Annotated in this window: 27 protein-coding genes; 25 read left to right on the top strand and 2 right to left on the bottom strand. The window is 51.4% G+C overall.

Going from position 1 to position 22,281, the window contains the following annotated elements:
- The first annotated feature begins 603 nt into the window (after positions 1 to 603).
- The 21 genes from VE954_RS06695 (at position 604) to VE954_RS06595 (ending at position 18,772) form a co-directional block, all read left to right on the top strand.
- The gene (locus tag VE954_RS06695; protein WP_324950945.1) at positions 604 to 885 is read left to right on the top strand and encodes a hypothetical protein; all 282 of its coding nucleotides are present in this window, start codon (positions 604 to 606) and stop codon (positions 883 to 885) included.
- On the top strand, positions 878 to 1,930 hold the full coding sequence (locus tag VE954_RS06690; protein WP_324950943.1) for a baseplate J/gp47 family protein: 1,053 nt from the start codon (positions 878 to 880) through the stop codon (positions 1,928 to 1,930). The genes VE954_RS06695 and VE954_RS06690 overlap by 8 nt, the downstream gene beginning before the upstream one ends.
- The gene (locus VE954_RS06685) at positions 1,890 to 2,456 is read left to right on the top strand and encodes a hypothetical protein (protein WP_324950941.1); all 567 of its coding nucleotides are present in this window, start codon (positions 1,890 to 1,892) and stop codon (positions 2,454 to 2,456) included. The genes VE954_RS06690 and VE954_RS06685 overlap by 41 nt, the downstream gene beginning before the upstream one ends.
- Position 2,457: 1 nt before the next feature.
- Positions 2,458 to 3,138, top strand: a complete 681-nt coding sequence (locus tag VE954_RS06680; RefSeq protein ID WP_324950939.1) for a hypothetical protein — start codon at positions 2,458 to 2,460, stop codon at positions 3,136 to 3,138.
- Positions 3,135 to 3,770 (top strand): hypothetical protein, encoded by a 636-nt coding sequence (locus VE954_RS06675; protein ID WP_324950937.1) that lies wholly within the window; start codon positions 3,135 to 3,137, stop codon positions 3,768 to 3,770. The genes VE954_RS06680 and VE954_RS06675 overlap by 4 nt, the downstream gene beginning before the upstream one ends.
- A 304-nt stretch (positions 3,771 to 4,074) precedes the next feature.
- The gene (locus tag VE954_RS06670; protein ID WP_324950935.1) at positions 4,075 to 4,737 is read left to right on the top strand and encodes a hypothetical protein; all 663 of its coding nucleotides are present in this window, start codon (positions 4,075 to 4,077) and stop codon (positions 4,735 to 4,737) included.
- Positions 4,725 to 6,512, top strand: coding sequence for a phage terminase large subunit family protein (locus tag VE954_RS06665; RefSeq protein WP_324950947.1), 1,788 nt, complete (start codon positions 4,725 to 4,727; stop codon positions 6,510 to 6,512). The genes VE954_RS06670 and VE954_RS06665 overlap by 13 nt, the downstream gene beginning before the upstream one ends.
- Positions 6,509 to 6,709: a phage head-tail joining protein gene (locus VE954_RS06660; protein WP_324950933.1), complete on the top strand. Its 201-nt coding sequence runs from the start codon at positions 6,509 to 6,511 to the stop codon at positions 6,707 to 6,709. The genes VE954_RS06665 and VE954_RS06660 overlap by 4 nt, the downstream gene beginning before the upstream one ends.
- Complete coding sequence (locus VE954_RS06655) at positions 6,670 to 8,208, top strand: phage portal protein (RefSeq protein ID WP_324950931.1); 1,539 nt, start codon at positions 6,670 to 6,672, stop codon at positions 8,206 to 8,208. The genes VE954_RS06660 and VE954_RS06655 overlap by 40 nt, the downstream gene beginning before the upstream one ends.
- Positions 8,105 to 10,129 (top strand): Mu-like prophage major head subunit gpT family protein, encoded by a 2,025-nt coding sequence (locus VE954_RS06650; protein ID WP_324950929.1) that lies wholly within the window; start codon positions 8,105 to 8,107, stop codon positions 10,127 to 10,129. Before VE954_RS06655 ends, VE954_RS06650 begins: the two co-directional genes overlap by 104 nt.
- Positions 10,126 to 10,536 (top strand): hypothetical protein, encoded by a 411-nt coding sequence (locus tag VE954_RS06645; RefSeq protein ID WP_324950927.1) that lies wholly within the window; start codon positions 10,126 to 10,128, stop codon positions 10,534 to 10,536. The genes VE954_RS06650 and VE954_RS06645 overlap by 4 nt, the downstream gene beginning before the upstream one ends.
- Positions 10,460 to 10,954, top strand: a complete 495-nt coding sequence (locus tag VE954_RS06640) for a hypothetical protein (RefSeq protein ID WP_324950925.1) — start codon at positions 10,460 to 10,462, stop codon at positions 10,952 to 10,954. The genes VE954_RS06645 and VE954_RS06640 overlap by 77 nt, the downstream gene beginning before the upstream one ends.
- Positions 10,941 to 12,134 carry a hypothetical protein gene (locus VE954_RS06635; RefSeq protein WP_324950923.1) on the top strand — a complete coding sequence of 398 codons (1,194 nt, stop codon included), beginning with the start codon at positions 10,941 to 10,943 and terminating at the stop codon, positions 12,132 to 12,134. Before VE954_RS06640 ends, VE954_RS06635 begins: the two co-directional genes overlap by 14 nt.
- Before the next feature lie 15 nt (positions 12,135 to 12,149).
- The gene (locus VE954_RS06630; RefSeq protein WP_324950921.1) at positions 12,150 to 12,515 is read left to right on the top strand and encodes a phage tail tube protein; all 366 of its coding nucleotides are present in this window, start codon (positions 12,150 to 12,152) and stop codon (positions 12,513 to 12,515) included.
- Between the two features lie 12 nt (positions 12,516 to 12,527).
- Positions 12,528 to 12,896, top strand: a complete 369-nt coding sequence (locus VE954_RS06625; protein WP_324950919.1) for a hypothetical protein — start codon at positions 12,528 to 12,530, stop codon at positions 12,894 to 12,896.
- A gap of 45 nt (positions 12,897 to 12,941) precedes the next feature.
- A complete protein-coding gene (locus VE954_RS06620) occupies positions 12,942 to 14,864 on the top strand; it encodes a hypothetical protein (protein WP_324950917.1) in 1,923 nt (640 codons plus the stop codon).
- The gene (locus VE954_RS06615) at positions 14,861 to 16,078 is read left to right on the top strand and encodes a DNA circularization N-terminal domain-containing protein (RefSeq protein WP_324950915.1); all 1,218 of its coding nucleotides are present in this window, start codon (positions 14,861 to 14,863) and stop codon (positions 16,076 to 16,078) included. Before VE954_RS06620 ends, VE954_RS06615 begins: the two co-directional genes overlap by 4 nt.
- Positions 16,075 to 17,142 carry a phage baseplate assembly protein gene (locus tag VE954_RS06610; protein ID WP_324950913.1) on the top strand — a complete coding sequence of 356 codons (1,068 nt, stop codon included), beginning with the start codon at positions 16,075 to 16,077 and terminating at the stop codon, positions 17,140 to 17,142. The genes VE954_RS06615 and VE954_RS06610 overlap by 4 nt, the downstream gene beginning before the upstream one ends.
- A gap of 10 nt (positions 17,143 to 17,152) precedes the next feature.
- Entirely contained in the window at positions 17,153 to 17,668 is a 516-nt protein-coding gene (locus VE954_RS06605) for a hypothetical protein (RefSeq protein ID WP_324950911.1), read from the top strand.
- 92 nt (positions 17,669 to 17,760) lie between these two features.
- Complete coding sequence (locus tag VE954_RS06600) at positions 17,761 to 18,483, top strand: hypothetical protein (protein WP_324950909.1); 723 nt, start codon at positions 17,761 to 17,763, stop codon at positions 18,481 to 18,483.
- 16 nt (positions 18,484 to 18,499) lie between these two features.
- Complete coding sequence (locus tag VE954_RS06595) at positions 18,500 to 18,772, top strand: hypothetical protein (RefSeq protein ID WP_324950907.1); 273 nt, start codon at positions 18,500 to 18,502, stop codon at positions 18,770 to 18,772.
- Positions 18,773 to 19,171: 399 nt separating this feature from the next.
- On the opposite strand, the gene VE954_RS06590 is transcribed toward VE954_RS06595, so the two are convergent.
- A complete protein-coding gene (locus VE954_RS06590) occupies positions 19,172 to 19,474 on the bottom strand; it encodes a hypothetical protein (protein ID WP_324950905.1) in 303 nt (100 codons plus the stop codon).
- Entirely contained in the window at positions 19,471 to 20,220 is a 750-nt protein-coding gene (locus VE954_RS06585) for a hypothetical protein (RefSeq protein ID WP_324950903.1), read from the bottom strand. The genes VE954_RS06590 and VE954_RS06585 overlap by 4 nt, the downstream gene beginning before the upstream one ends.
- Positions 20,221 to 20,387: 167 nt before the next feature.
- Here VE954_RS06585 and VE954_RS06580 point away from each other — a divergent pair, with 167 nt between their 5' ends.
- From VE954_RS06580 to VE954_RS06565, 4 genes are all read left to right on the top strand, one after another.
- Positions 20,388 to 20,795 carry a hypothetical protein gene (locus VE954_RS06580; protein ID WP_324950901.1) on the top strand — a complete coding sequence of 136 codons (408 nt, stop codon included), beginning with the start codon at positions 20,388 to 20,390 and terminating at the stop codon, positions 20,793 to 20,795.
- A 17-nt stretch (positions 20,796 to 20,812) separates the two neighbouring features.
- Positions 20,813 to 21,055, top strand: a complete 243-nt coding sequence (locus VE954_RS06575) for a hypothetical protein (RefSeq protein WP_324950899.1) — start codon at positions 20,813 to 20,815, stop codon at positions 21,053 to 21,055.
- Positions 21,055 to 21,810 carry a hypothetical protein gene (locus VE954_RS06570; RefSeq protein WP_324950898.1) on the top strand — a complete coding sequence of 252 codons (756 nt, stop codon included), beginning with the start codon at positions 21,055 to 21,057 and terminating at the stop codon, positions 21,808 to 21,810. The genes VE954_RS06575 and VE954_RS06570 overlap by 1 nt, the downstream gene beginning before the upstream one ends.
- A 145-nt stretch (positions 21,811 to 21,955) precedes the next feature.
- Positions 21,956 to 22,150: a hypothetical protein gene (locus VE954_RS06565; protein WP_324950896.1), complete on the top strand. Its 195-nt coding sequence runs from the start codon at positions 21,956 to 21,958 to the stop codon at positions 22,148 to 22,150.
- Positions 22,151 to 22,281: the final 131 nt, after the last annotated feature.

Here is a 22,281-nt window from a genome sequence, read left to right as displayed (position 1 = left end):
GAGGATCTTTTAGGTTTTTTAAATCGACTGCCATGAGATGTTCCAATGGTTGCTACTGACAACTATACTATCGGCGAGTTTCTGTCAAACTTGAATGGCAATAAAAAAAACTCTTAGCCGTCGTAACGGCTTAATAACTTGCTCTTTTAGCCAAAGCCTACCGCGGAACAGAAAATATTCAATGGCTTTGTATACCCTGGCTCCCAAGTGGGCTTGGGACAATCTGATAGGGTGTGGAAGGAATCCTCACCACTGCCCTCATTCCTCAGCCACCTCTTGCGGGGTTACCGTCGCCTCCAAAAAACACTTTACCATTGGAGGGGAGTCCCCCCTGACGCGCGGTTGCTTCAACATCGCAACAATCGGAAAGCACTCGATGTGCGTCACGCACAGCCTTATAGTGTGAAAGCCATGTCTGCTCCCTCTCTACAGCAAAGTATTCGGGGAAGACGTTGGGAAACACATGGCATTTTTATGCCATCCGGAATCCCTTGGGTGACAAGGGTTTCCGGACTTTGCCTGAAAGCCGTGATAAGCAGGGGCTGCAAAGTATTTTCCTGAAAGCGTTGGCAATCAGGAGAAACGTTAAACTGGGGTGGAATAGTGGAAATCAGCAGGCGCCGCGCACTCGAAATTGCCCTTTTCAGCGAGCCAAAATACTGGCTCGATGACAGTCAGGCGCGATTATCAGATTCTCTGCTCCCGCTGCTCAATCGGGCTGTCATCACCCAGGAGCTTCTGAATGCAATCGAAGAGAAGGCCAGAATTCAGGCCGGGAAGATTGGAGTCAGATTCGTCAGCATCGAGCAGCGCGGCGGCTCGATCGTTGGCCTGATCTTTGAAGATAATGAGGGACTCGTGAAAGTGAGGATGGCCAATGGCTGACTTTGCGCAGATTCGCGCCGAACTGATGAACGGGATACTGCGGGATGGTCAAAGAGTGCCGGAAAATCTTGACCCGGAATACCTTATCAAAGCTTTGGCAGGAGCGGTATTCAGCCAGCAGCTGCGCATCAACTATCTGACGGATCAGATTTTGCCGTCCACAGCGGACGAAAAATACCTGCTCCTGCACGGACGAAACAAAAAAATCCCGCGTGGCCAGGGTTCGAAGGCTCGCGGCTTCGCTCTGACCAATGCCCCATCAGGATCCCTCGGGGTGGGCGCCCGCCTTATATCCTCATCCGGCGCTGAATACATTGTGCTCTATGGAGCGAACGACGAATTGAGCTACGCAATTGAATCGGTGGAAATCGGCGAAGATAAAAATCTGCAGTTCAACGCAGTTTTAAGGGTGGTAAACCCGGTTGACCTTTTGAACTCACTTGTCGTCTCTATCACGGGGATAACCGGCGGATCAGATATCGAAACAATCGAAAGCTATCAGGAACGCGTTATCGACGCCTGGGCCAATACCGGAACCTATGGCAGCACAGAGAGCTATTACACCTGGCTGAAAGAAATTCAGGAGCTTTCAAAGTCTTTTATATTCGAGGTTACACCATTTCCAGGCGTCACAAGCTGGGCAGCTCTTGTCAAAAGTGGCGATGCTGACTGGGATTTTCCGAACATTGTTATCATCAATAAGGTTCAGGAATTCCTTAATCAGAGGCGGCCGCCTGGGGCAAGGATTCAATGGCTTACCGAGGCAAGAATCGTTCGACTGACTGTCATCATATTTCAGGTTCCGGAAGAAATTCAGGAGCAGCTTACAGTTTTTATTCGCAATCAAATATATGGACGTGCCGTTGTAAAAGGCGCATCAAACATGGGGAGCGGGGAGGTGACCGAAGGCTATATTCGAAACATTATATCAGCTTTTCTCGAGGGAAATGACTTTAATGTAGTCATAGGACCAACTGATAAAATCGGCAGCGGACGGCTGAATTTTGGAGAAATTATTCTTCTTGGAAACGTGGTCTATGTCTGACTTTCACCCATTTTCGCAGCTTCTTCTCGATCTGCTTCCCAATGGGGAGCCTTGGAACAAATCGCCTGGCTCAGAACTCGAGAAAACCGCATCAAAAATTGGAAATATTTTCCACGTCATCGACTTTTTGCTTGATTCAATTCCGGGTGAGCTGTCACCTGAAACCTGCTCACGCGAGCAGCTGATAAAGTTTCAAAAAGAAATGGGTGTTCCTCTGGACACTTCGGCTGCAGGTCGGGACACCGCCGTGCGCGCATATACATCAACAGGCATCATTCCACTTTCAGAGTTGAAAAGAGAGTTGAAGGATGCGGCCGGTATTGAGCCGGTCATCATCGAATACATGCCTTCAAGAGCTGGCCAGCTGCGCTGTGGCCAAAAACTAATGGGAGAGCCGTACCTCTTCGTCTATGCGATCTCGGGCATTCCCATGTCAGATAAAGTTCGGTCCATTGTCAAACGCTATAGGCAGGCGCATGTGGCAGCTTATTTCATCAAATCTGACACATCCGTAGAAAGGCTATGATATGCGGCCCAACGATTATCCGGGAACGGTTAACGGCCGTTTTGTAGATTCGCCGACGCCGGACAGTTTGAGCGGCACAATTCTAACGGCAGATTTTTTTAACAGCATATCGAATGAAATCATCAACGCTATCCAGGCAGGGTCCATCTCTCTCGACCGGGCCAGGGAAGATCAGCTTGCACAGGCGATCAGAAGCATTGCCGGATCAGTCACGGCCGCAGCAGCAGAAGCTGTCGACTCGGCCTTGACGTTCCCTGCCTTTCCCAGTGCTGAAGGTCCATTCCAGCTCAGCCGCACACGTTACACTCTGGCGGGCTCGAAGACCGCGCAGGAAAACATCGTCATGTCTTCACGTGCACAGGAAGCGGGTCCAATACGGATGTTTTTTGCTTCAAGCAGTGAACTAAAGGGGATAGTGAAAATCAGCGGCCTCGTTCCGAAAGGCCAATTCACAGCTTCGGTTTTTGTCGGGCTGAGCTGGGAGGAAGCAGGAAAGCCGGTGGCGTTCATGACCTTCCCCTATTCAGGGAATATCAATGACGCCGGGGAAGCCACACTTTCCATGAGCAGCGACCTCCAGCAATGGGTGCAGCCCTATGCCACAGTGCAACGTGACGTTGAGGCCTATTACACGTTTCGCCTCTCGTCCCTCTTATGCACAGGATATCGGACGCTCACATGATAAAAATGACTTTCACCGGAACATATGAGGACGCACTCCTGACCGATCCGTCTACAGTGGTGGACAAGGCGATGCGCCGCTCCATCCAAAGATCACTTGATAGCACAAGGTCGATGGCAGCCAGGGCGATTGCCAGGGAAACAAAAATCAGGGTCAGGGCCATCGAAAGAGGCATTCAGGTGAAAAGGCCCTACGGACCCGCCTCGAAGGGCTTTGAGGGGGAAATCCGTGCGCGTCAGGGGGAATCCACACCCTTATCCGGCACCCCTCATCGGATTGGCTACATCGTGAAGCAAGCCGGAAGTCAAACGAAGCGGCTGGGGTTTCGGCGTTATCAGCAAATCCGCCTGAAGTTTTACGGGAAGAGTTCCTTTCAACTCATACCTGGAGCATTCCGGGCGATCTTCCGCAGCAATGGCGGAAAGCACATCGCTCTTGCCATGCGCCGCAGCAGAAGGGGCAGGCGTCTTCCCCTCCGGGAAATGTTCACGCAATATCCGGACGTCGCGCTATGGCTGATTGAGCATTCCAGGGAGGTTTCAGACCATGCCCAGGCAAGACTGATGGCTGAATTCCAGACCAATCTGGAATTCCACAGAAAAGCGGCAGCAAGGAAGGCCACGAAGCAATGATGGATTATAGGTTTGAAGCCAGACATGTTGCCAGTCAAGCACTCCACGGCTCTGTTTGCGAATTCATTGCGCTGCAGCGCACACAAGGAAAAATCCCGCACGCGTTGATGGACAAGGCTTTCATGAAGGTACATGTAACCCTTGCAGGCCAGGGCGCGCAGCGTGGATAAAAATACGCCGTCAGAAGTCGAACGGGTCCTTCCGCGAGGTAATGAAGATACGGTGCGGAGCCCGCAGGCCTCGCAATATAGGCCCAGCAAGGATTTCACTTAATTAAGTAAAGCGGATTTTAACAAGAGCTGTTATGAGCCAAAGATACATATCAAAGAAGCAATATGCCGATATGGTTGGTGTGTCTGCGCCAGCGGTTTCGCAATGGGTTGCCTCAGGATCGATTCCGCCGAGTTGCATCGTGAATTTAGGCGGGCGCGAGCTGCTTGATCTTGATGAAATAGAGCGCCTGGGCGTTTTAAGGCGTCACATGCGGACCATACCTCGCCTGGTCAACCGCCCTCTCTTTGATGATGCGGAAGATGAACCACCAATTGCCGCAAATGCTGCCGGATTTTTCCCCGAAATCCAGGCCCCAAAACGCACAGGCCCTAAAAAACCTTCGTTGGACGACGAAGACCTCTTCGTCATGGAAAAGCGAGCAAGGATCCAAAAGCTCCAGGCTGAAGCCGACATCGCGAACATGAATCTGCAGCGCGCCGAAGGGAAACTTCTCGATGCCGACCGCTTCTGGGATATTTTCTGCGACATGTACTCGAATTTTTCGGCCTACTTTCAGCAGTTTTCCGAGCAGGCCTCGGCCTCGCTGGTGGGAATGAAGTCACAAAACGACGCCAAACATCTGCTCGATACCCGGCTCGCCCAGGTGATGGAGCGGATCCGCAGCGAAACAGAAAAAAAAAAGCTGGAAGCCCGGCATTTGATCGATATGCAGAGAAAGCCATTGAAATTCTAACGCCCAAAAGGATTCCCTCGATCATCGAGTGGTCCAATTCCAGTCGAATTCTGCCCTCCACCACCACCAGGGAGTATGGGCCGTATAATTCCAACAGAACTCCCTACGTCCACGGCATCTACGAAGCGTGCGAGTTCACGAGCCAATGCTCCCGGGTCGTGATCATGAAATCCACGCAGGTTGGCCTTTCCGAAGCCGGATTGAATGTTGTCGGACGGTTTCTCAGCCACGGCATGGGGCCAGCCATGATCGTTCTTCCCAAAAAAGCCCACGCGAGGTCATTCTCGAGAAAGCGCGTAGGCCCGATGATTGACCTTTCCGATGATCTCAAAAGCAGGCTTATCAGCACCAATGACAAGGATAAGGACAACTCGATCAACGAGAAGAGATTTCACAACGCCTCGCTTTTCATGGCTGGATGCACGAAGGACGATCTAAGATCCGACCCTATAAGATTGATCGTATACGAGGAGGTTTCCAACTTTCCAAAGGATCTTGAAGGCCAGGGTGATCCCGTGGACCTTGCATGGAACAGGACAAAGACCTATATCGGCGCACGCAAGGGGATGTTCATCTCATCGCCGACCAACAGGAAAACCTGCCGGATATTCAAGGAATGGGAGGCATCGAGCAAGCAGTTCTTCAACGTTCCATGCCCTCATTGCCATAAAAAGCAGGCCCTCGTTTGGGAGCAGGTAAGGTATCAAAAGACAAACCCTGATAATGCAACATACGAGTGCATTTACTGCCAGGAGCAAATAGGCCATGACGAGCACAAAACGTGGATGCTCGAGAATGGTGAATGGATTGCAACCTGCCCGGAGGTCCAGGACATCGCCGGCTTTCACATCTCCGCTCTCTACTCAGCCGTGGGCCTGGGCGATACCTGGGGACAGCTTGCTGAGCGCTACGAAAAAATCGGCGAAGACCTTATCAGGAAAAAGGATTTCTGGAACAGCTACCTCGGTCTCCCATTCGAGATCACCGAAGAGCAGGTCGAATGGGAAACGCTGTTCCAGCGGCGCGAATACTGCGATCCAAAAGTTCTGGCGCCGGACATAAGATTCATCACCATGGGCGTTGACGTGCAAAAAAATTACCTGGCCTATGAGATCGTTGGCTGGACCCGGGGCCTGCGCTCCTACTCCATCGAGTACGACACAATACCCGGCGACACCGCGTCCGACGAACCATGGGACAGGCTCCTGGAGCTGATCGGAAAAAAATTTTTACACCCCTCCGGTGTCCTTCTCCGCATCAGCAAGACAGGGATAGATACGGGATTTCGGCCAGCCTATGTCTACAAATTTTTGCGTCGCGCTAACTCTCTGAACGTTCACGGCGTTGACGGCAGGGACGGCGATTCAGATTTCTATGTCGGAACTCCAAGCCAGATAGATGTTGAGAATGATGGCCGCCGGACAAAGTTCGGACTAAAGGTTCATCCGGTTGGAACCCATGTGATCAAATCCGAGCTCTTCGGATGGCTTCGGCTCCGTCCAAATTCAGATGGTGCCTACCCTTCAGGGTACTGCCATTTCCCGATAGGCCATTCTCAGGAATATTTCATGGAACTGACGGCCGAGGAAATTGATGTGGAAACCGATAGCAAGGGGCGCGACAGACTCGTCTTTAGAAAGACAAGGAAACGGAACGAAGCTCTGGACTGCCGGGTATACGCCCGCGCGATGGCATATATGGAAGGACTCGATGCAATGACTGAGACTCAATGGAATGTGCGTGACGCACTTTTTGAAGGAGAAGATGAGAAATGAGTTGGAGCGAAAAAGACCTGGAAAGACTGGAAAAGGCCTACAAAAACGGATTGACACAAATCGAATTCGATGGCCAATTGAAACAGTTTCGCTCGCTGGCTGACCTCAAGGAACTGATCGATGAGGCTCGTCAGGAATTGAGCGGCGAGGAGAAGCTGTGGTCAAACCGCATCGTGCGTCCGGTCTTCAGGCGATAGAGCAAAGGCACTATGATGCCGCCGGCAGCGATGGATCGATTGCCGGCTGGCAACCTGCATCCATTGCGCCTGAAGCGGAAACTGCCGGAAACGATAAACTAGAGTCCCGCGCCCGCGATCTATTTCGGAATTCCCCCATAGCCAGAACCATTGTGGAGAGCCATGTTCAGCAGATCATGCACGGCGGTATTTCGCTCCTTATCCAGGGCGAATCAAAGCAGCTCGAAAAGATAAAATTGCTTGTTCAGAATACCATTGAATCCACCGGGCTTGACACCAACAAGCAATCGTCCTTTAACGAGCTCACTGCGCTTTCGCTTCAGGAAACGTCCACAGCGGGCAACTGCTTTGCATTGCGCGTTATCGACAAAAGCGCTCCACTTGGATTTCGAATCAAGCTTTTGGAATATGCGTATCTCGATCTTTCACTTAACAGAAGCGAAGGCCGTAACAGAATTGTCCGGGGAACAGAGCTGGACCCGAGTGATTGCCCGGTTGCTTATTGGCTGAAACCATCATTGGACGCTGGAAAGAGGGGCAAATCGAGGCGCTATTCAACAGATGTTATTGCTCATATCTTCAGCCCTATACGCGTCGGTGCGCTCGGCGGGGTCTGTTGGTTTGCCCCGGCCATGACCCATATCCGGATGCTCGATGACATCCTCTATTCGGCCCAGCAGCGCCAGGCCACAGCCCAGTCATTCACAGCCTTCGTCACCCTCCCGCACGGATACAGGGAAGATAATGCGGACGTGATCCGAAAAGACAAAAAGGTGGAGAAAAACGGGAAGGGGAACCCAATAGATGAGCGCGGCTTTGCCAAAAGCACAAAGGCCGATAGCGGCGCCATGAAAAGGGCGATCAGAAATGACGATTACGTGCGCGGTCTTTCCGAGATTCGCCCCAACACTTTTTATCTTCTTCGGCCCGGGGAGGCAATCAACCTGGCAGAGCCTCCAGCACCGATTGATTTGGCGTCAATCATCAAGCCCATTGTGATGTTTATCAGCAAATGTACCGGGCTTTCCTACGAGACAATCCTTGGCGATTTTTCAAACGGCTCCTATTCAGCGACCCGTATGTCCAACATTCAACCGGTGCTTTGGACAAAATCAAGGCGCGAGATGCTTAAAGCCAGATTCCTCGAGAAGGTCTGGCTGTGGATCGAGGATGGCCTGGATACCAAGGGCTACGATGTAAAAAATCTCAGGCACCAATGGCAGTTTCCTGAAATCGTCTCGGCTCATCCCAAGGAGGATCTCGAGATGACCTTTATGAAGATTGACCATAACGCAGGAACGATCAGCGAATACATCAGGTCCACAAACCGCGATCCGGATATGGTTTTCAAGGAACGGGCAGAAGAAAAAAGGAAAATGAGGGAGCTTGAATTGGATGACTCTGACATCATTGGTACCAGATCTGACAAAAAGCCGGATACAAATTCCTCTGCAAACGCGGGAGGCGGTTCTAAACCTCGAGGCCGCAAGTCTCAATGAGGATGAGCAATCGCTTATAGCCAAGGTGGCAACAGAGACCTCCGCGCTCCGTTGGAACAGGGAACTTGGCTACTATATCGAGCACCTTGTTCTTGATCAGGCGGATTTTTCGCGAGTGGAAGCCCGCGCAGCTCATCTTTACTGGCAGCACTCCGAGTACATAGGACTCACCGAGCGCGCGTGGCTTGATACACGTGAGCTGTTCGCAAAACTCATATTTTCGCCTAATTTTGACCTTGCAGTCCGTGTCTTTAAAGACATTAAAGCAAGGCTTATCGACAAGTTTTCAATCGGATATGTTCCGGGAACGCTGGAATTCTCTGGAAATTACGACGAGGCGACCGGCTATCCAATCTATTACGCCAGGAATATCAAACTTTTTGAAGTGACCGTAACCCCCATGCCCCAGGACGTCAACACACACGTCAGGGAGCATCAGGACATATTCACATGCCAGCTCATCACACGGGAGGAAACACAAGTGGATCCAGTAGCCATAGGCGCATCGGCCGAAGAAATAGCCGTCAGGGTACAGGCCGAAACAGTCGAAAAGATGCAGTTTTTCTATCGTCAGAAAGAAAAGCACAGCCTTTCAGACGATTTCATCCAGGGCCTGATCACACGAAACCTCAGCAAGGAGTCTGCAGGTCTTGTGATACTCGAAGAGATTGAAAAGCGCCAGACCAGCGAAGCGCCTCCGCCAGCCCAGACAAGGGTTGAGGTGACAGCGCACGATATCGACAAGAAAATCGATCAGGCCGTGGAAATCCTCATGGCCAGAAACGTCCCGCAATCGGGCATTCAGATCCGTCAGGGCAATGATTTTCTGAACCATTCGATGATGGATATCGGCAAATCCTTCCTTGAAGATTCCGGCATCAGAACCCGGGGACTCCCTCAGTCGCAGCTCTTTTATAGGCTCCAGGGCATGGAAGCATTTAAGATGCTTCAGTCCAATTACGCATCCCGCACCCTTCTTGCCGGCTATGAGTCAATCACGGCCAGCTGGGAGCCGTTCGTTCTGAAAAAGCCGCTGCGGAATTTTACAGAGGCAATCCTTTCAAGACCAGGCCGTGCGCCTCGCCTCAGAAAAGTCATAGGCGGCCAGGTCCATCAGGGTCAGCTTGCGGCCGACGAAATTGAATCGGCAAAGCTTGCGAGCTACTCCACCTGGCTTGCTCTCGACCGCCAGGCGATTGAATCGGACGATCTCGGCCAGTTTTCCGACGCTGTCTGGCAGTTCGGCGTCATGTCGGGTCTTCTTGAAAGTCAGCTCATCTATGCTCAGCTGGTCAATAACGCGGTCATGAGCGATGGCAAAAAATTCTTCTCGGCCGATCATAAAAACGTCGGTACAGGCCAAAAGCTCGATGTTCCAGGCCTCAGCGACGCGCGGAAGGCCGTCAGAAAGCAGCGCAACTCGTCCGGCGAGGTGATCCAGCTCGAGGTCAAAGGCATCATTACGGGAACCGATCTGGAAACCGCGGCCGAGCAGCTCCTTTTCGTTGGAACCCAGCCGGCATCGATCGATCAGGCAAACCCATTCAAAGGCAAATACTGGGTCGTGAGCGATCCCTTCCTCGATGACAACGCGGATATCTGGATTGCCTCCACCGGAAAAGAGCGCTTCCCTATTGCCATTCTGGGCTACCTCGAAGGTCAGGAGGATGGTCCCTACATCATGCGGGGCGAGGATATCAAAGTGGACGGGACGATCTTCAGATACGGGATCGACAGGGTCGCAAAACTTCTCGACTGGCGCGGCGCCTGGATCAATAAGCTTCCGACAAAGACGATCGACGACCCCGCCGACGACGTTCAGGCCTTTATCGAAGGCATCAAGGGAGACAAGGGTGATAAGGGCGATAAAGGCGACAAGGGAGACAAAGGTGATAAGGGTGACAAGGGGGATCCAGGTTGAACGGGGTATCCATTGAATCCGATTTTTTTGACCTTGGTGAGGATGTCATCGACCAGCTGGGCGAGGACGGAATCCTCTACCAGCGGGGGTCAGAACGGAAGGAAATCCGGGGCATCGTGCGCACAAAATCGGCTCGCACGATTGCACCCGATACGGGGGAATACCTCCAGATCGATGAATATTACGTCGTGATCCATGGGCCATCGATAGCGCCGTGGACCGTGGATTCCAGGGATCGGATCGAGGTGCGGGGCGTCCTCTACGACATCGTCTCCCCTCTTGGAACAGCAAACGGCGTCGTAAAACTTCCCCTGGTGGAGGCTTCGGATTATGACGGCAATACCGCAAGCGCGGCAGCTGAGGGAGATGGTCAGGGCGAAACTTCTGGAAAGCCTGAAAATCGTTGAGTTCGTGAAGTCGCGGGAGGAAAGCGTCCAGATTCACCGCTTCAGCGATATCGGCGAGCAGGATCCGCCGCTCATAATTATTTCCACCCCTGAGGAGGTTTCAAAGGACCTGGGCGACGATCCGCCGTCACAGAGAACCCTTATCCATCTTATGGTTGACGTCGTCTGCCCGCTGCAAAAGGCCGATCAGATTGATGCCATTACATATGAAGTGCGGCGCATTCTTTCTTCCATGGTCTTTGGAAAAGGATCGTTCGAACCCATCAGGCACAGAAAGACCATAACCGCCTCCTATCCAGCCGGGCATAAGCTTTTCGCGTCGTCGGCTGCTGAGTATGTAACGTCCTTTGATATCGAATACGATCAGTCCGGAAAATACGAACCAATGGAGGGAGTGAAGGTCAATGGTCTCCTTTAGTAATCTCACGTTCGATAAGGTCCCGTTCGCAAAGCTCGAGCTCGATACATCACTCGCAAACCTCAGCGGCAGTCAGCCTTTCAGCGTGCTTATCCTTGGCAAAACCAAAGAAAAAGTGGTTGGGAAAAAGCCGATTCGGGTCACGGGTCGCGAGGCTGCGGGAGCAAAATTTGGCAAGGATTCGGCCATATATGGAATGGTCGACCAGTTCCTTTCCATCAACCGCTCAACGCCTCTTTGGGTTCTTCCCTTCACAGAGGAGGCCGCCTTGGACACTTCCGAAGCCGCCCCTTTGGAAGGAAAGGAGTCCTTCAAATCAAGGCTTGAATCGCTGAAGGATGCAAATCAATTCAACATTGCAATCAGCGAATGGAACGACGTCGATCATCTTGGGATAATAGGGGCGATATATGGCACCCTTGCGACCGCCGACATTTCGCGCGAAGGCCTTGTCTTTTCCGCCGTATATGGGACAAGGACGGAAATCTCAGATTTCGAAAAGACGAAAGATATCAACTTCAAGTTCATGACGATCGCAGCAAGCCCGCCCCTTAAAACAAAAAACAGCGATGGCACAGAGGCCGAATTTCCAGCCTTTCGGCTGTCGGCCGCTATCGCTGCCACTGTTGCACTTGAGGCTGAAAAGTCTCCAGGCCGTCCTTTCAACGGCCTCACAATTCAGAACGTGCCCGCCTACGACCGGGAAGCCGAATACACCCGCGAAGAGCTGAACGGCCTTGTCGGGGACGGCTTTTCCGTCTACAGGCTCAATGGCGATGGAGTCCCTGAGATCCTTCGCATGGTCACGACCTACACGCAGGATTCGGCCGGAACTCCGGACGATTCATTTCAGAATATCAACGATTTTTTCATTGCATCACGTCTGCGCTTTCGCTGGGTAAATTACTTTCACAAAAAATATGTCTCGCAAAGATACATGCTGGCTGGCGACGATGATCCTGTTCCGGCCGGCGCCATGATCCTCCAGCCTAAAATGGCCAAGGCCGAGGCTCTCGCCATCTTTGAGGGATGGCAGGATGAAGGCCTCGTGAAAAACGCAAAACTCTTCCAGCAAAGTCTGATCGTTGAATATAACAAAAAGGGAATCATGGAATTCTCGTTCAACGCGGCATTTATTGATCAACTCCTTGGCCTTGCTGCCAAGCTCTTCAAGATGTAAGGCAAGGGTAACATCATGTCAGCAGTCGGCGGAAAAATCACAATCAGCGTCAACGGCATCAGATACAGGGCCAAGGGAAAGTTCAAGTATAACCTTGGCGGATACACGTTAAAGGAAGTCATTGGGCACGATGGTGTCGAGGGATATTCCAAAACCCCGCGGCCTCCCTCGATAGAGGGAGTGATTACTGACCATGCGGACTTCGATATCACCGAAAATCTTTACAGCGTCACCGATGCCACGGTCCTGCTCGAACTCGCAAATGGCAAGAATGTAACCTTCAAGGAGGCCTTCTATACGGGCGCCGGCGACATTGAAACGGATGAAGGTGAGATCGAATTCAAGATGAGTGCAAAGAAGGCTTTTGAGATCAAACGATAAGGATTCATTCACATGACAGAAAAAAAGCGGAACGGCGAAAACAAAAATATTCGCTTCACCCAGGAAGCCGTCCATGTCCGGCTCCACACCCCTCTTACCGATCCATTTCCCATGACTGAAGTGAAGATCCGGTATATGACCACCCGGGATTATAGGCTCATGGAGTCGGTTGAAGGCACACGCGAGGAGCTCTTTGAACTTCTACAAAAGCTCTCGGGGCTCAGCGATCTTGAAATCGACATGATGAAACCAGTTGATATCGGGGCCTGCCTGGGGGTGATCAGAAGTTTTTTGCATGGAATCCAGGTTCCATTGCTAAAATCCATGCAATCTTCATCGAACTATTTGGAAGAATTGCTCCTTCCGAACTCGATTCAATGACGCTTTTTGACCTTCACTTTTACGCAAAGGTTTTCAAGGAGCGGTATGGCGGACGTAAAAAAGCAGGAATTTAGGCTGGTCCTGAGCACCGTGGATCAGGCCTCTGCAGGCCTCCGCGCGCTCCGCTCCCAGCTTGAAAGCATTGAAAATCCGCTTAAAAGCATCAATGCCGGGTTTGAAAAAACCCATGGCAGCATAAGATCGCTCCAGTCAGCAAACATTGCCATGTCGAGGGCTCTCGATCAGGCAATGCCCTGGATCAATACCCGGATGGCTCTCCCCACCCTCGCGCTTGGGGGTTTTGCCCTGAAGCAAAGTGCTGATTTTGAAGAGGCCTGGAACAGGGTCAAGGTCCTGGCCGGTCATGCTGAAAATTACAATGAGACCGCCCGCACTGCGATGGCGGAAACTCAGAAAATGGCGCGTGACATCGCAAAGCCCCTCCCCTATGGACCAAAAGAAGTCCTCGATGCTTTCGGGGTGATTCTGGGTATGGATCCGAACATGGAGAAAGCGAAGCTTCAGATTCGGCCCGTTCTGAACCTGGCGCTATCGGACAATATAGCGCCGGACATTGCTGCGAAGCTTATGCAGACGTTCCAGGCGGCTTTCCGTGGAATTGGCGACATCCAGGCCAGCAACATGATGGCCAAACTTGTCGCTTCGAGCTCCGTAAGGCTTACGGATTTGCAGGATACATTCAAAAACCTGGCTGGCTCCACAATCACAAAAAAGAATGTGGTGGCCGAGGACATGCTTGCCGCCACAGGCGTCCTGTCGAGATCCGCGCTGGTTGGACCTGAGGCCGGCACAAAACTCGCGGTCTTTTTGCGCGAGCTTTCCATGGCTTCGATCGATGAAAACAAGCAAAAAGCCTTGAAGAGAATGAATATAAGGCGCAGCGATATCTTCGAGCAAGTGGGGGATACGGAGTATCTGCGGGATATGGAGCACCTGCTGAATCTCTTTGAAAAGCACAAAAACAATCCCCTCCTGGCGAATGTCATTGAAAAGGACAACCTCACAGCAGTTCAGTTTTTGCTATCGCGCCTCGATGATTTCCGCGCCCTCAAAAAGGAAATGATCGAACAGAAAGCAAAAACCCTGGAAACGGGATCCGCATTTTTGCAGGCAAAAGTCCAGACCGAAGGCCTCAAAGGTTCGGTGAGGCAGCTCAAAGGGTCACTCGAAGAGCTGACCCTCCAGATGTCAGACGCCGGCCTTCTTAAGGCGGCGACGGGGCTGGTCCAGGGGCTCCAGTCGGTTGTCGATTTAATGGGAAAATCGGATCCGATCGTCATGCAGCTGGCCATGACTGTGGGCGCCCTTACGCTGGCCCTGGCCGCGCTCGGGAACACGGCGCAGGGCCTCGCGGCGCTTCAGGCATTTTTGCCCGGAGGCCTCGCCGCGATGCGCGCGCGGATGGCTGGAATTCAGACTGCAGCTGTTTCCGGTGCCGCAATGGCCGGTGTTGGTGAAGGCGCCGCGATGGGTGCTGGCGCAGGCGCAGGAGCTGCGGCGGGGATCGGCATGGGTCCGCTTCTTCTCGGAGCTGCAGGAGTCGGTCTTGCCACTTTCGGGATGAAATCCTGGGCGGACAGCGAGGCCCAAAAGTGGGGCGCGGGGCAGCAAGGTCAAAGGACACGCATTTCAGACATGGTCGATCAAAAAAAACGCGAGGCTTCAGCTGAGAGGAAACGGCTCGACGATCTCGCGCTTGGGCGCCTCATGGCACCAGGGGTCGCGAGGAAGACGGCCGATGACATGGCCCTTCGAAACCTCGCGGCCCAGCTCGAGGCGGCCAGAGCAAGGCAGCGGGACGAGGCGGGAGCTCCGGGCACATCTCCTGGGAGCACGCTTGGAAAAATCACGATCGACATAAACGGGCTTCCGCAGGGTTCAAAGGTAAATGTCGATCCAACGGGCAGGATGAAATTTGACTTAAACCTTGGGATGATCATGCAATGAGTTACCTGGAACGCAGGCTGAAAGCCTCATTTCGCGGCGTGCCGTTCATCGTGCGCACAGCCGAATCCGAGTTCACAAAGGTCGTGGCGACGGAAAAATTTATCAATGCCTCCCGTCTTTACACGGAAGACCTTGGGAAAAGTCACGACCTGGAGAGCGTCGAAGGCTTTCTGGTCGGCCCCGACCATGACCTTGCCGTCAAAAACCTGCGTGACGCAGTCCTCGAGAATGGGCCGGGGATACTGATTCACCCCATATTCGGACAGCGGAGCGTTGTCGCAAAATCGATGCGGGTGGTCGATGCGATCGAAGAAATCGGAATGGTAAAGGTCTTCCTGAGCTTCATCGAAGCTGGCGAAGAGATTTTCCCACGGGAAGCCCTTCTCCCAGGTTCGGCCATCACCGCTGCGGAATCCTCTGCAAGAGCGGCTTTCAAGGACGCATTCCTGAAGGCCTTCCGGCTGGCAAATCTCGCCCCGGACGGGATCGCCAGGGTCCGGCAAAGCATCAAGGGCATCGTTGAAACAGCAAAAAGCCTGACGGCTCTTTCGCAGCAAGGTTTCAAGGAAAGCGCCGATCTCGCAGTTGGGCTTGGTTCTCTGAATGCGGACATCGAAACAGTAATCAGAACCCCAGCAAAAGTCGCCGAAATTCTCGAAAATTCGGCGCGGGTTGTCAGGGCGTCCGGTCAGCCGATCCTGGGCAAGCTTTCTCTTCTATCGAGACTGCAGGGCAGGTCAAGGAAGTCCATGGCGGCGGAGGCTGGGCAGGCAGAAAGCGTTCAGCCGATCATTGCCGTGCAGAAATTCTTTTCAGCCCTGTGCCTGCTCGAGACTTCAAAAGCCCTTTCAGATTTTGCAGTCACGGCTTCAAAAAGTCCCAGGCAAGCCGATCCATTATCGGAGAATGAGTGGCGTGATCAGCTGAAATCCCTTCTCAAAAGGATATCCATCGTGCAGGAGAGTGCTCTGAACATCCGCGAATATGAGACGCTTGAAATTTTATCTTCAAAATTGCTTTCGCTCTCAGAGTCGCAGGACGTCTATGCACTGCCAAACCTTCATCGATACACGTCAAACCGCAGAATGCCCTTCATCCTGGCCGTCTTTGATATGTATGGGTCGATTGATCGCGCGGATGAGGTCATGAGGCGAAACCGGCTTGACTATCCGGTATACATCGAAATGGGGACAGTCCTGGAGTACCTGAAATGATCCCCATATCGATCGTCTCCGGAGGCATGGAAATTCAGGGTTTCAGCAGCTCCATGCTGACAAAGAACATGGAGAGCATAGCCGGGTATTTCTCGCTCTCCTTCATGGATAAGCGCAGTCTCGGATCACGGCCGCTCGACATTCCCTTTGGCGATGATGTGGTGGAGATATACATCGGCGGCCGCCGTCGTCTTCGTGGGTATCTTGAAGTCGTGGCTCCAACAAAACAGCCCGAAGGACGGGAAATTACCCTCGCCGGCCGCGAGCTGACGTGCGATCTCGTTGACTGCACGATTGAAAAACTCAGAACTGTCAACGGCACTCTTCAGGTGGCGCTACGCGAGATAACAAGGGATTTTCCGCTGATCGAATATAATGTTCTTTCTGATGTTGCAGGGGCTCAGGTTTCCACGCGGATCCAGCCAGGAGAGAGTCACTGGAAAACCATGGAACGCCTTTCCCGAAAGGCTGGCGCCCTTCTTTGGACATCCGGCGATGGAAGGGTGAACATCGGCATGGCCAGGGCCGATAAAATCGATCTGGTCCTTGATGAAAGGGTCATCGCCGCAGGCGCAGCCGGGACCTACTCCGCCGCTGAGATCTTCACACGCTACGTTGTACGCGGCGAGGACGAACCCCAGGAAAGCCTTGGCTGGGGGACGAACGCAAGATCGAAATTTGTTCACGAATCGGATTTTTTGAAACGGCGAAGGACGCTTTGCATTCGAGGCGAAAGCACACAATCGCGCGCCGATACCAAAAAAAGGGCGATCTGGGAGGCAAATATCAGGATCGCACGCGGCATCAAGGCCACGATTCCGCTGAGAGGCCTTTCGCTGGAGGCCCTGGATCTCATCGACTGCAATAGGATCGTTCGCGTAAAGGATGCTTCGCTGGGCCTCGATCGGGACATGCTGATCAGCGGATACACCATTGCAGGCAATGCCAGAACAGGACTCACCGCGACCATTGAGGTGACGCTTCCGGGCGCCTTTGCAGCGGAGCCCTTGACCACCGCGGAATTGAAGAAGGAAATCGGAAAGCAGCTACAAATTAACTGGTGAGGCCTGGCAGATGGAGACGATACTACGTGGAACGATCACACAGTACAGTCGCGAGGGTGGCGGTCTTGCCACTGCGCTGGTGTCATTTGATCCGGATGATGACCCTGTTATCGTGGAACACCATGAGCCGATTGGATTTACAAGCTCCGTACCCCCGGGCATGACGGCCGAGGCTCTTGTGTCAACGGGTCACGGAAATTACGATAATCTCTTCTGCTCGCAAATCACAGATCGCGGCGTCAATCGTCCCGATACCTCGGACGGCGGCGCTTCGATTTACTGGACCGCGGACCCTCGCCACTACATTAAGATCGCCCGGGACGCGAGTTTCACGGCTGAACGTCATTCCTTCACCGCGACAGCAGGCTACAGTTTTGAAAATAATGGCCAGGAGCTTCTGACGCTTCTCGTTGATATTGTCGATGCGATATCCCAAGGCAGCAAGGCCGGAGACATCCCCGTGACATGCCCGCCCCTTCCTCTCCTTGTCGAAAGACTCAGAACGTTTCTTCTGAAACCGGACTAGGGTTCCGAATGAACAATCTTATTTGCGCAATAAATCATTGAGCTGAATGGTCCATCCTTTGAAATGTGTTTCCCTTCGCATACTGATATGGAGTGAAAATGCACAATGACGGACTTATAGATGTTCTGTCGACAAAAATAGAGACATGGCTGAAAGGCAAAGGCAATACCATGCGAACTCTTGCCTCCATGTCAGACGTCGATTATCACACAATACGGCGAATCGTGATCAAACAGTTTGGTCGACTCTCAAGCGATCGTGCTCTAAGAATTCTGAAAGTGATCACGGACGAGGGCGATGTCATTCAAACGATGAATCGATTTTACTACGGTACCGGCGATTACCTGATCGGCCTCGACCCCGCAAAACAAAGGCTCCTTGAAGAAATTGCAGGCAACATTCACTCATTTAAGATATTCTCACTCTGCGATACAAGAGCTGGCATGAAACGCTCGCAAATTGCAGAAAAACATGGCGCTGAAGGCCTCAAAATCCTCGACAGACTCATCGACAGAAAATTTTTGTCCGAGTGCGATGGAACGGTCATAGGCACTGGCCGCCAATGGATGCCGGACGGCTGGCATTCAATGAGAAAAATGAGTCTGTTCTGTCTTGAATTTCTTAAAGATGAGGATTTCGAAAAAGGCCAGGCCATGATATCCCTGCAAACAGAATCGCTAAGCGATGAAGGAATTAAAAAACTAATTGATCTGAAAGCCAATGCCGCCAAGGCTGAGGCCGAAATAATTAAAGATCCGGAGAATGCCGGCCCAATTCCAGTATTCTCCATTTCAACACTGGGAACGTTCATCTAAGAGAAAGGAGTCTTCCATGAAAAATTCTTTGATCATCGCCACAATGTTTGCTGCAGCAGCTTCCAGCGAGGCATTCGCAGGCCAGGGCGGAATTGTCACGATTGCAAAGCAGAAGCTGCAATTGAATCTGCCTTTAAGCGATGCAGAAAGATCCGCGCTGATTGATCAGCTGAATGAAATTGAAAAGCCAAGGGTTTTGGAAACCGAAAGCGGCAGATATGTGATCGTTGACGGCGAGGTTTTCAAAGCCGATACGTCTTCAGAAGAGACGAGCCCCCGAAACAACTAACTTCGAAAGCGGCGGAGCAAGGAATGCAGACGAAAGAGGATATCCTTCAGATCGCATCCGAATTTCACGCAAATCTTCGAACAATGCAGAGGCCTGGACTAAAGGATTGGTGCGAAGGGGAGTTAAAGCGGCTCGAGAGCGAGTTCACCGGGCAGCAGAATTCCTTATCGAAAAGTTTAGAGAGTTTGGCCGCAAAATCGAAGTTCCTTTCAAAGTGGCTCTAGACAAGGAACACAAGCACGAGCTGAAGGTCGAGCATGAGCGGAAAATGGAGCTTGAGCGCCAGCAGCATGAGCGGAAGATGGAGCAGGAGCGCCGGCGTATGGAGCGGGGTTATGATAGAGGCCGGGACTTTGGTCCCAGCCTGTGATCGAGGCTCCGGTTCAGAGGGGGGCATTACTAAGGATTGCTCAGAACTTTTCTCGTAATTGCGACGTCCACTATGGACGACTGAAGCCTGCGCACCTTTATGAATCCATTCCCATCAAGGGGCATATCAACAGTTTCAACGCCATCAACTGAAAGCCTCGCTGAAGTGCGACGCAGCACATCATCGTGCACATATAGGGCAGGTAATTGTTCAAGATTGAAAGCTGAATGTGTCAGATCCAGCTGCTGCTTGCCGAGACCGCCTCCGCCACCAGTCTGGCCGGCAAAGGAGGCTGATGCATGAAGGACTGTTAACAGAAATACTTGCTTCATTTCATGACTCCACCATCAAGGAGGCTTGCAATTATGGAAAACACCAGAACCCTGTCCCCTGCTGTCTCCTTGCCAAGTGTGGCAAGGCTGTCGAGGTAATCGCGTGTAAGCTGTTTTGCTTTCTCATGACTCTCTGCCGTATAGCTCTGTGTTATGTGATAGAGCCATCCTCCCTGATCCATTTCATGAGGTTTCCAATTCTGAACATGCAGCCCGGCCTTCTGCCTGGAGTCATCGATATCAGGGAAATAAAGAAAGTCCTTTTGAATTTTAAGGCGGCCGTTGATTTCCCTGATAAAGCCCTGGTCAAGAAGAGCCTGAATTCTCGGTATCGCTGAGAATTCACCAAACTTTTTTATAAGCCATGAAGGGTCTACACCATCTGGAAGACAGGCCATGGCTATGATGAGGTGATCCGGATGCTCCCAGCGAAAACCTCTGGCGATATCTCCAGTGACGTCCGTGTGTTGTTCGCCATAAGGTTCCTTGAACTTTCCGAGAAGTCCTTTCCAAAACCTTTCGTCCGAGTGTTTTTTGAGAACTTCTGTCACCTCGTCGATTGTCATGAAAGTCAGAAGAAGCGAACTCAGATTCTCCACAGACGCTGAGCTTTGCCCACCCTGTAAAATGGAGCGTGCTGTACTGGGTGGCATGTTGCAGGACCTTGCCATTGAGGCAATGGAAAGCTGAGGTCTGGCACTCAGGTGAGCTTTGATCAAGGCACGGGCCTCTTCCAAAAGCGTCATTTTATCTAACCCCCATCGATTGATGAACAACGATCGTTGGCGATCGTAGCGACGATCATTGTTTTTCTCAATGCATTCCTGTGACAGGAGTTGCAGTCATTAATGGCGAGCTGCTAAAAGCGCTGATCAATTAAAGGCCAAGAGCCCCAATCATTACAAGGAATTTTATGTATCGTCTGGCATCAGCAATTCTCGCTTTCGGAGTGAGTTTTGGAGCAACTGCATTTGGTGGAGCAGATGTAACCGTAGGAGTAAGCGGTCCCAGAGAGACTCCTGGTCAGAACCCAGGGTTGTCTGGCGGCGGCCCAAGTTCAGGTGGACAACCTTCGGTTGCCGGCAAGCCTTGTCCTCCAGATGGCGGAGTAAATTGCGGCGGTAGTGGTGGTAGTAGCCCATTTACACCAGCTCAAGTTGGAGGTTGGAAAATTGGTGATATCGTCGAGGGGTTTGGTACGATAGTGAAACTGCTGGCAAAATCACCAACTGGTCAGGGAAAAGTAAGTGTTGAAATCAGAAAACCGGATGGAACATTTATCAAAATTGAAGTGGAAGTTAAAGTCACTATACCCAAATGATCTTTGGAGAGATTCCAATGTCAAAATTAATTTCATTCTTCCTTGTGGCTATGGTAAGTCTGCCAGCCTTATCCAACGAGAGTTCCAAGACGGAACCGGGTAAAATGGACACCTGGAAAGTCGGAGAATACATCGAGGGCTTTGGAATTGTGACTGATATTCGAAAGAATGGCGATAAGGTGGAAATTGAGATGACCGGTATGAACGGTGAAAAAATTTCCGTCTCGTACGATGAGAACAAAAAGAAGGATAGAAAGTAATGAAAAAGGCCAGTCTCGTTGCAGTTCTGGTGACGATTCTTGGCCTCGTCATTTTCCTGTTCGCCCGAAAGGGTTCGGACAACAGTTCGGTTGAGCTCCACCAAGATAAGCATGACTCAAAAAGAATGGTCCAGGTGCAGATTTCGGAGAAATCCGACACTCCTATTAATAATCAAGTTCAAACATCTGGGCAGATCTCAAACCCTGATCAGAGTTCTGCTTTATCTTTATCTCAAGTTGAAGAGGAGCCAAATCAGCCGCACGTTAGAAAATCCAAATCGAGTGCCCAGATAAGACAGAACTTTTTGAATATTCTGCCTGAATATGGCTTTACTCAGCACGAGATCGACACTGCTCTGGATATTATTGCAGCAGAATTTGAGAGAAGCAATGAAGTGAACTTGATAGAGGCAGTCGAGAAGACATCAAAGCAGCTGGAATTGAATCCTGAAAGAAAAGAGGCTTTAAACAAGGCTGTTCTTAAATCCGTTTTCGGTACCACAATTACACACCAGCAAGTTGAAGCATGTATCCAGCACCGTCTAAAATATGAAAGTCAATGCAATAAGGATATTGGCCAGGATATGCTTCAAAACATTGTTTCGAGGTTAGAAACCAACGAGCTGGATGCAAAGATATTGTCTTCGCTTCAAGATGTCCAAAAAAATGCAGTGAGTAAATCAGTCAAAGATTGCAACACGGCTATTGATAAGGCTGAAGTCTTGTTTGACCTTTACCTAAGCAATTGCCCTTAGATTTTTGGCGGCTATTCTAAATCGGACAGTGGTAAGGATTCCATCCAAATCCTACCAGATCGCCCTGAATCCATTGAGGGCGAGCCACTCCATGGATTTGTCCTCAATCCCCGCAGGTTTGAAGACGAAAGTGAGAGGCTGGCCAGTGAGAAATAAAAAACTATTGGTTATCATCGCAGCCATAATTTTAACAAGCGGTGGCGGGGTTATTGCGAAGAAAATTTTGGATAGCAAGGCACTAGAAGCAACAGAATCAAAGCAACTTGGCGCTAATGGAATCATTGCTAATAATATCAGCAACGAAGATAATGGAGAAATTTCTACAGCTCCTGTCGGTTAAGTAGGGGCCGTTGCCGACAATGTCATTCGGTTAAGAAAGAATCGACGCTTTCTCCTTTTGCAGTCTATTTCGAAAGCCCAAGTTAGGTGTTTTGCGAATTCTGGGAAATTTTCTTGCTGATCTGACTTTTG

The sequence above is a fragment of the Oligoflexus sp. genome (assembly GCF_035638955.1).
Classification (GTDB): Bacteria; Bdellovibrionota_B; Oligoflexia; order Oligoflexales; family Oligoflexaceae; genus Oligoflexus.
Note: the sequence above shows the minus strand (reverse complement) of the source record. Positions and strands in the feature narration are given on the sequence as shown.